The following is a 6665-nucleotide window of genomic DNA, read 5'->3' on the forward strand; positions in this document are numbered from 1 at the left end:
TGATGAACGGGGCGCCGCTGTGGAGCAGCCAGGTGTAGGCGCGGAGGGCTTCGGGCGCGCGGGTGGCGTTGTAGATGCTGGCGAGCGCGGCGAGGCGGGTCATGCCATAGTCGCCCCGGCTATGCGCCCAGCCGGTGCCGTTGGACTGGCCAGCGATGCGGGTGGCCTGATCGATCCCGGCCCAGGTTTTGTGGTATTTTTTGGTCTTGGGATTATAGACCATCAGATTATAGGCGATGCCATTGCGCGGATTGAAGCCGGGGTGGTTTACGATAACGCTGCCGGCCAGGAAATGTTGTTCCCATCGAAGTATTTTTTGTGCTCCAGGGACATTTTCATGTGTCATGGTTGCCATGGTCGTGGCGAAATAATCCTGCTCCCATGGGGCCATCATGCCGGAGTCGCCGTAGGTGCCGATGATATAGCCATAGGCTTGGCCTTCCCTGTGCGTCCATTCCGGCAGGTTGCGGGCGAGATAGGCCATGTTGTTGGCGATCATGTGTTGGAAGTAGGCGCGCATTGGCGAGCCGTCCGGGTCGATATAGGCGGCGTCGGCGACTTCGCGCAGGCTCCAGGCGGCGCCGCGGACCTGTTCGGCGGGGCCGACGATGATGCCTTCACCCTGATTGCGGGCTTCGGCGGCGGGCCATTCGGCAGTTTCGGAGAAATCGGCTTCGGCGTTTTGCTGGTCGAGGACGTAACGCCGTCCCGTCATGAGATAGGGGATGAAGCTGAGATCGGGTTCGTGGGCTGGATCGGCGTGCCAGCCGGTTTTCGGGTCGACCTGCTGGGTCAGTCCGATCGTGTAGGAGTGTGGGCCGCCGCGGGGGTCGACCCAGATGTTGGGGATGTCTGCCGTGGTCAGGAATTCGCCGGTTTTGGGGTCGAAGAAGTGCCAGGGTACGGCGCCGGCGGCGTCGGCCTGGCCTTGGGCGTATTCGGCGGCGACCGGGTTCTGGGTGATCAGCCAGATTGCATTGGCCGCGTTGGTCGGGCCGATGTCGGCGCGGCCGCCGACCATCGGCATGTATTGGGTGACGCCGTTGGCGGCGAGGGGGGCGTCCCAGCCGGGGGCGGTGATGGCTTTGAGTTCGCCGATCAGGGTGGCGCGGTCGATGCCGGTGGCGAGGTTGTAGGCGGGGACGATGCCGATGCGTTCGAGGGCTGCGATGTCGTGCACCACATTGATCGGTGCGCGGCCGCCGGAACGGATGATGGTGTGCCAATCCTGGTATTGATACTGGTGGATGCGCGGGACCGCGAAGACCGGCGTGCCGTTCTGCGCGATGGTGATGCCGTAGGTCTGGGCACCGCCTTTGGGGCCCATGGCGATGTCGTTGTTCAGCTCGACATCGGCCTCGACGCCGCCGCTGGCGTAGGCGCGCAGGTCGAGCACCAGGCGGAGCGCGCCGGTGATGTGCCGGGTGATGCGGGTGCCCGATACCAGAGGGCCGGCGAGCCAGGGCGAGGTGGCGCCGGTCTGTTGCGCCTGGGCGAGGCTTTTGGCGGCGTCGATCGTGACGTAGCGCGTCGGCATGCCGGGCCGGGTGAGGGCGAGGGTGATGGTGATGTCGTGTTTTTGCAGGGCGGGCAGGAGGGCGACGTTGCCGGTGGCGGGATGGGCTTCGCGCAGCATCACCGCGACATTGGCGCCGCCGGGGATTGCGGGGGCGCGCAGGGTGACGACGCCGAACAGGACCGAACCGTCGGGGTAGCGGTTCTTGACGTCGATCTGGGCGGGTTCGGTCTTGCCGGCGATGACGGCGGCGATGCCTTTGCCCTGGGGCAGCTGGCCGCGCGCGAAGACGGTGCCGAAGGTGAGGTAGCGCGGCCGTTCGGTGTGGGTGAGGGTGTTTTCGAGGACGACGCCGACGAGGTCACCGGGGGCGGTGGGTTGCGGCACGGCGGGGGCGCGGATCAGCGTGTCGGCGCGGGCGGGGACAGCGTGGCTGAGCGCGAGGGCGAGGGCGAGGGCGGTGATGCGGCCGCGACCGCGTTTCGTGATCGATGTGAGCCGCATGATGCCCCCCGGATGCCGCGTCGCGTTAATGGCGCAGGATGGTGCGGCCCGCGAAACGGCCGGCGGTGCCGAGTTCGGCTTCGATGCGCATGAGCTGGTTGTATTTGGCGGTGCGGTCGCTGCGGGCGAGGCTGCCGGTTTTGATCTGGCCGGCGTTGACCGCGACCGCGACATCCGCGATCGTTGAATCCTCGGTTTCGCCGGAGCGGTGGCTGATGATGCAGGCCATGCCGGCGCGGTGGGCGAGTTCCACCGCCTCGAGGGTTTCGGTGAGCGTGCCGATCTGGTTGAGTTTGATCAGGATGGCGTTGGCCGAGCGTTCCGCGATGCCGCGGCGCAGGCGGGTGGGGTTGGTGACGAAGAGATCATCGCCGACGATTTGCAGTTTGCCGCCGAGTTCGCGGGTGAAATGGGCCCAGCCGTCCCAATCGTCTTCGGCGAGCGGGTCTTCGATCGAGATGATCGGGAATTTGGCGGCGAGGCCCGCGATGTAGTCGGTCATGCCGGCGGCGTCGAGCGTTTTGCCTTCGCCTTCGAGGTGGTATTTGCCGTTTTTGTAGAATTCGCTGGCGGCGCAGTCGAGCGCGAAGGCGATGTCTTCGCCGGGGCGGTAGCCCGCGTGTTCGACCGCGCGGCTGATGAAGCCGAGCGCTTCATCGGCGGATTTCAGGCCGGGGGCGAAGCCGCCCTCGTCGCCGACATTGGTGTTGTGGCCGGCATCGTGCAGGATTTTTTTCAGGGCGTGGAAGACTTCCGAGCCCATGCGGATCGCGTCGGCCAGGCTGGCGGCGCCGATCGGCTGGATCATGAACTCCTGGATGTCGATCGGGTTGTCGGCGTGCTGGCCGCCGTTGATGATGTTCATCATCGGCACCGGCAGGGTGCGGGCGAAGACGCCGCCGATATAGCGGTAGAGCGGGATGCCGAGATCGTCGGCGGCGGCTTTGGCGATGGCGAGGGAGACGCCGAGGATGGCGTTGGCGCCGAGGCGGGATTTGTTGGGCGTGCCGTCCAGCTCGATCATCAGCTCGTCGATCATCATCTGCTCGGCGGCGTCCATGCCGCCGATGGCGTCGAAAATGTCGCGCTCGACCGCGGCGACGGCTTTGGTGACGCCCTTGCCGCCGTAGCGGGATTTGTCGCCGTCGCGCAGTTCGACCGCTTCATGCGCGCCGGTCGAGGCGCCGGAGGGGATTGCGGCGCGGCCGGTGGCGCCGGAATCGAGCATGACTTCGACCTCGATGGTGGGATTGCCCCGGCTGTCGAGGATTTCGCGGGCGACGATGTCGGCGATGGCGCTCATGGGGGCTCCTGGGCTGTCGGTTCCGCCACGAGATACGCGAGGCGCCGTGCCGATGCAATCAAGCGCGTGGCTTCAGCGGAGCATGACCATGGCCTCGACCTCGACCGCGCCATCGAGCGGCAGGGCGGCGACGCCGATGGTCGAGCGGGCGTGGCGTCCGGCATCGCCGAACAGGGCGACCGCGAGGTCGGACGCGCCGTTCATCACGGTTGCGAGATCGGTGAAGAACGGTGTGGCGGCGATGAAGCCGCCAAGGCGGACCACGCGGGCGACCGAGGCGAGACCGTCGATCAGATGCGCGTCGAGCTGGGCGAGCACGTTGATCATGCAGAGCCGGGCGGCGTGGGTGCCGGTGGCGGTGTCGACCTCCTGGCCGAGTTTGCCGGTGACCGCGAGCTGGCCGTTTTCGAAGGGGAGCTGGCCGCTGACCATGGCGAAGCCGCCGGCGATGACCACCGGGACGTAATTGGCGACCGATGCCGCAGGGGTGGGCAGGATGATGCCGAGTTCGGCGAGACGCTGGGCGACGCTCATGGATCAGCTCACCAGTTTGAGGGCGGGGCGTTGGCGTTTCGGGCGGGCGGGGTCGGATTCCGGCAGGTCGAGCGGGAGCAGGGGCGCGCCGGAGGATGGTTCCGGCGCGGCGTCGGGCGTGTCGTCGTTGATGGCGAGCGCCAGATCGCGCCGGCCGAGGTAGGTTGCGGCCAGATGGCGGAATGCGTAATCGAGCGGCGAGCTGGCCTGGGTGATGGTCTCGTCGCCCTCGACCGCGCCGGCGCTGCCGAATCGGGTGAAGGCGAATTCATCGACGAAATCATCGAGCGGCACGCCGTGTTGCAGGCCGAGGCTGACGGCGGTGGCGAGGGCCTCGGCGAGGCCGCGGACGGTGGCGGATTCGCGTGGCAGGGTGAGGGTGATCTCGCCGAGCCGGCCGTCGGGGTATTCGCCGGTGCGCAGGAACAGCTTGTGGCCGCCGATGGTGGTTTTTTGGGTATAGCCGCCGCGCCGGGGGGGCAGGCGGTCGCGCCCGGCGCCGGGGGCGGACGGGCGGGCGGTCAGGGCCGTCTGCAACTCAGGCAGGATGGCGCAGAACGGGGCCAGGGCGGCGTGCATGGCGTGCAGGGCGGCGCGATCGGCGGTGCCGAACGGGTCCGCCCCGGCGATGGTTGCGGCCAGAGCGTCCTCGGCGCTGCGACCGGCGGCGGCGAGGCGCGCGCGCGCCCAGGTGGCGAGTTTGCCCTCGCCGTTCACGGCGGCGAACGGCGCGGCGATGCCGATGGTTTCAACCCCGAGCAGGGCTTCGACCGGGCCGGGGGGCAGGATGCCGGTCAGGCTGCGGTGCTGGCGCAGGCCGAGCGTGGCGGCTTGGCCCTGCGCGGCGGCGGCGGCGGCGCGGATGGCGGGGATCGGGCAGGTGCGCGGCAGCGGCGGCGTGGTGATCGGGCAGCCGGGCGCGATGCCACGGGCGAGCAGGCCGGCGGAGGCGATGTCGGCCTGGGCGGCGAGCAGCGCCGCGAGGGTGGCGGCGAGGTTGCGCGCGGCCTCGCTGCCATAGTCGAGGTCGAGCCGGGCGAGCAGCAGCGCCAGATCGGCCATGCCGAGGGCAAGGCGCTGGGCGGCCGGATTGGCGAGGCTGAGGGCGAGGACGGCGGCGCGTACCGCCGCGCCGAAGCCTTCGGTATCGAATTGCCCGGCCTCGTCGAGAAATGCGGGCAGGTTGAACACCCAGCCGGGGATCGGCTCGGCGATGCCGCGCCAGATACCGGGCGATGGCGCCGCGCGGCGGCTGACCAAAAGCGCGTGCAGCGGGGTGGCCAGATCAGGGTCGGCGCCGGTGGCGCTGGCGCTGGCCGCGATCGGGTCGATCCAGGCGGCGGCGGCCTGAGATGCCGCGATCAGCCTTGGGTTGGCGCGCAGGGCGATAAGACCGGCGGCTGATGGGTCGGGCCAGACCGCGGGGATGACGGCGGGTTCGGGTCGGGCATCGGGATCGGCGCCGATTTCGACCCGGCGGAGCCTGACGCCCCGCCAGGCCTGCGGCGGGTTGCGACGGTCGGTTGCGGCGCGATCTTTGAGCATGGCGCGACCCTAAACCGATGTCGGGCCGGTTTCCAGCGCATAATTGCGGTATGTTGTGGATAGAATCGGTGTCAGCCACGAAATCTTGTGGATAACCCGAAACCCTGGTGCGCTGCGGCACGGATGGACCGATGGCGCGGCTTCCCGTATAGACGGCGGGATGAAGGCAACCGACGACAATGCGGCGGGGAAGTCTGGGCGGGTCCCGTCCAGGGCAGCGCCGACGCTGGCCTCGCTGGGCGGGTGGCGCGCCCTGATCAACAATCCTGGCCTGATTCTGACGACGCTGCGCCGTGGTCTCGCGGTCGGGCAGGATTCGCTGGGCAATCGCTATTTCGAGGAACGTCACCCGACCCGGCCGGATGGCAGGGCGCGGCGCTGGGTGATTTATGCCGGGCGGGCGCGCGATGCCTCGCTGGTGCCGGCAGAGTGGCATGCCTGGCTGCATTTTACCACCGATGCGCCGTTGCCGGCGGCGGACCGGCGGCCCTGGCAATTGCCGCATCTGCCGAATTTGACCGGCACCGCGATGGCCTACCGGCCGCAGGGGCATGATTATCGCGGCGGGGTGCGCGCGCATGCCTCCGCCGATTACGAACCCTGGACGCCGGACGCCTGACGTGGCGGACGCCGCGCCGGTCCGGACCCTTGTTTCCGCACGTCCGACAGCAAGAAAGTAGCAGATGCAGCGTCGTCTTTCCGAAATTATCGCCGGTCTCGCCGTGATCGTGGTGGCCGTGGGGTTTCTGGCGTTCGCGTTTTCGCGCACCCATACCCATGCCAGTGGTGGCTACCTGTTGCACGCGCAATTCGGCAGCATCGGGCCGTTGGCGGTGGGATCGCCGGTGAAGATCGCGGGCGTGACGGTGGGGCAGGTGGCCAAGACCGAACTCGATCCGCAGACCTATGCCGCCATTGTTGAATTCCGGATCGATTCCGACGTCAAAATCCCCAAGGACAGCAGCGCGGCGGTGGAAAGCGCCTCGCTGCTGGGCAGCGATTATCTGTCGATCGCGCCGGGGGGTTCGAATACGATGCTCAAGCCGGGCGGCGCGATCGTTGTGACCCAGTCGGCGATCAATATCGAGTCGCTGCTCGGTAAATTCGTGTTCAGCGCCGCCAATTTCGCGAGCAATGCCGCGAAGGGCGGTGCGGATAAGTCGGGCGCGGCCGCGCCGCCGCCACCGTGATCGGGCGGGCCGCGCTGGCGCTTGGCGTGGGCTTGGCGTTCGCGTCGGCGCGTGCGTGGGGGCAGGACAATCC

The 6665-nt window shown here is 68.4% G+C and carries 6 protein-coding genes; 2 read left to right on the forward strand and 4 right to left on the reverse strand.

All coding sequences use genetic code 11. From position 1 onward, the window contains the following. From ACP5E6_RS10180 to ACP5E6_RS10195, 4 genes are all read right to left on the reverse strand, one after another. The coding region (locus ACP5E6_RS10180; protein WP_427954123.1) for a hypothetical protein at positions 1 to 2020 on the reverse strand (2020 nt) is incomplete at its 3' end. A gap of 25 nt (positions 2021 to 2045) precedes the next feature. Next, entirely contained in the window at positions 2046 to 3323 is a 1278-nt protein-coding gene (gene eno, locus ACP5E6_RS10185; RefSeq protein ID WP_427954124.1) for a phosphopyruvate hydratase, read from the reverse strand. Positions 3324 to 3395: 72 nt separating this feature from the next. Next, positions 3396 to 3857 (reverse strand): RidA family protein, encoded by a 462-nt coding sequence (locus ACP5E6_RS10190; RefSeq protein WP_427954125.1) that lies wholly within the window; start codon positions 3855 to 3857, stop codon positions 3396 to 3398. Positions 3858 to 3860: 3 nt separating this feature from the next. Beyond that, positions 3861 to 5402 (reverse strand): TSCPD domain-containing protein, encoded by a 1542-nt coding sequence (locus ACP5E6_RS10195; protein WP_427954126.1) that lies wholly within the window; start codon positions 5400 to 5402, stop codon positions 3861 to 3863. Between the two features lie 160 nt (positions 5403 to 5562). Between ACP5E6_RS10195 and ACP5E6_RS10200 the strand changes: the two genes are divergently transcribed. Together ACP5E6_RS10200 and mlaD are read left to right on the forward strand one after the other, a co-directional pair. Next, positions 5563 to 6021, forward strand: coding sequence for an NADH:ubiquinone oxidoreductase subunit NDUFA12 (locus tag ACP5E6_RS10200; RefSeq protein ID WP_427954127.1), 459 nt, complete (start codon positions 5563 to 5565; stop codon positions 6019 to 6021). A gap of 64 nt (positions 6022 to 6085) precedes the next feature. Then, positions 6086 to 6592: an outer membrane lipid asymmetry maintenance protein MlaD gene (gene mlaD / locus ACP5E6_RS10205; RefSeq protein WP_427954128.1), complete on the forward strand. Its 507-nt coding sequence runs from the start codon at positions 6086 to 6088 to the stop codon at positions 6590 to 6592. Positions 6593 to 6665 lie beyond the last annotated feature (73 nt).

Source organism: Acidiphilium sp., from assembly GCF_049977125.1.
In the GTDB taxonomy this organism is placed as follows: domain Bacteria; phylum Pseudomonadota; class Alphaproteobacteria; order Acetobacterales; family Acetobacteraceae; genus Acidiphilium.

Bases quoted from the DNA above. Each gene is read 5' to 3' on its own strand.
- eno (WP_427954124.1), bottom strand. From the start codon at position 3,323: ATGAGCGCCATCGCCGACATCGTCGCCCGCGAAATCCTCGACAGCCGG.
- ACP5E6_RS10190 (WP_427954125.1), bottom strand. From the start codon at position 3,857: ATGAGCGTCGCCCAGCGTCTCGCCGAACTCGGCATCATCCTGCCCACC.
- ACP5E6_RS10195 (WP_427954126.1), bottom strand. From the start codon at position 5,402: ATGCTCAAAGATCGCGCCGCAACCGACCGTCGCAACCCGCCGCAGGCC.
- ACP5E6_RS10200 (WP_427954127.1), top strand. From the start codon at position 5,563: ATGAAGGCAACCGACGACAATGCGGCGGGGAAGTCTGGGCGGGTCCCG.
- mlaD (WP_427954128.1), top strand. From the start codon at position 6,086: ATGCAGCGTCGTCTTTCCGAAATTATCGCCGGTCTCGCCGTGATCGTG.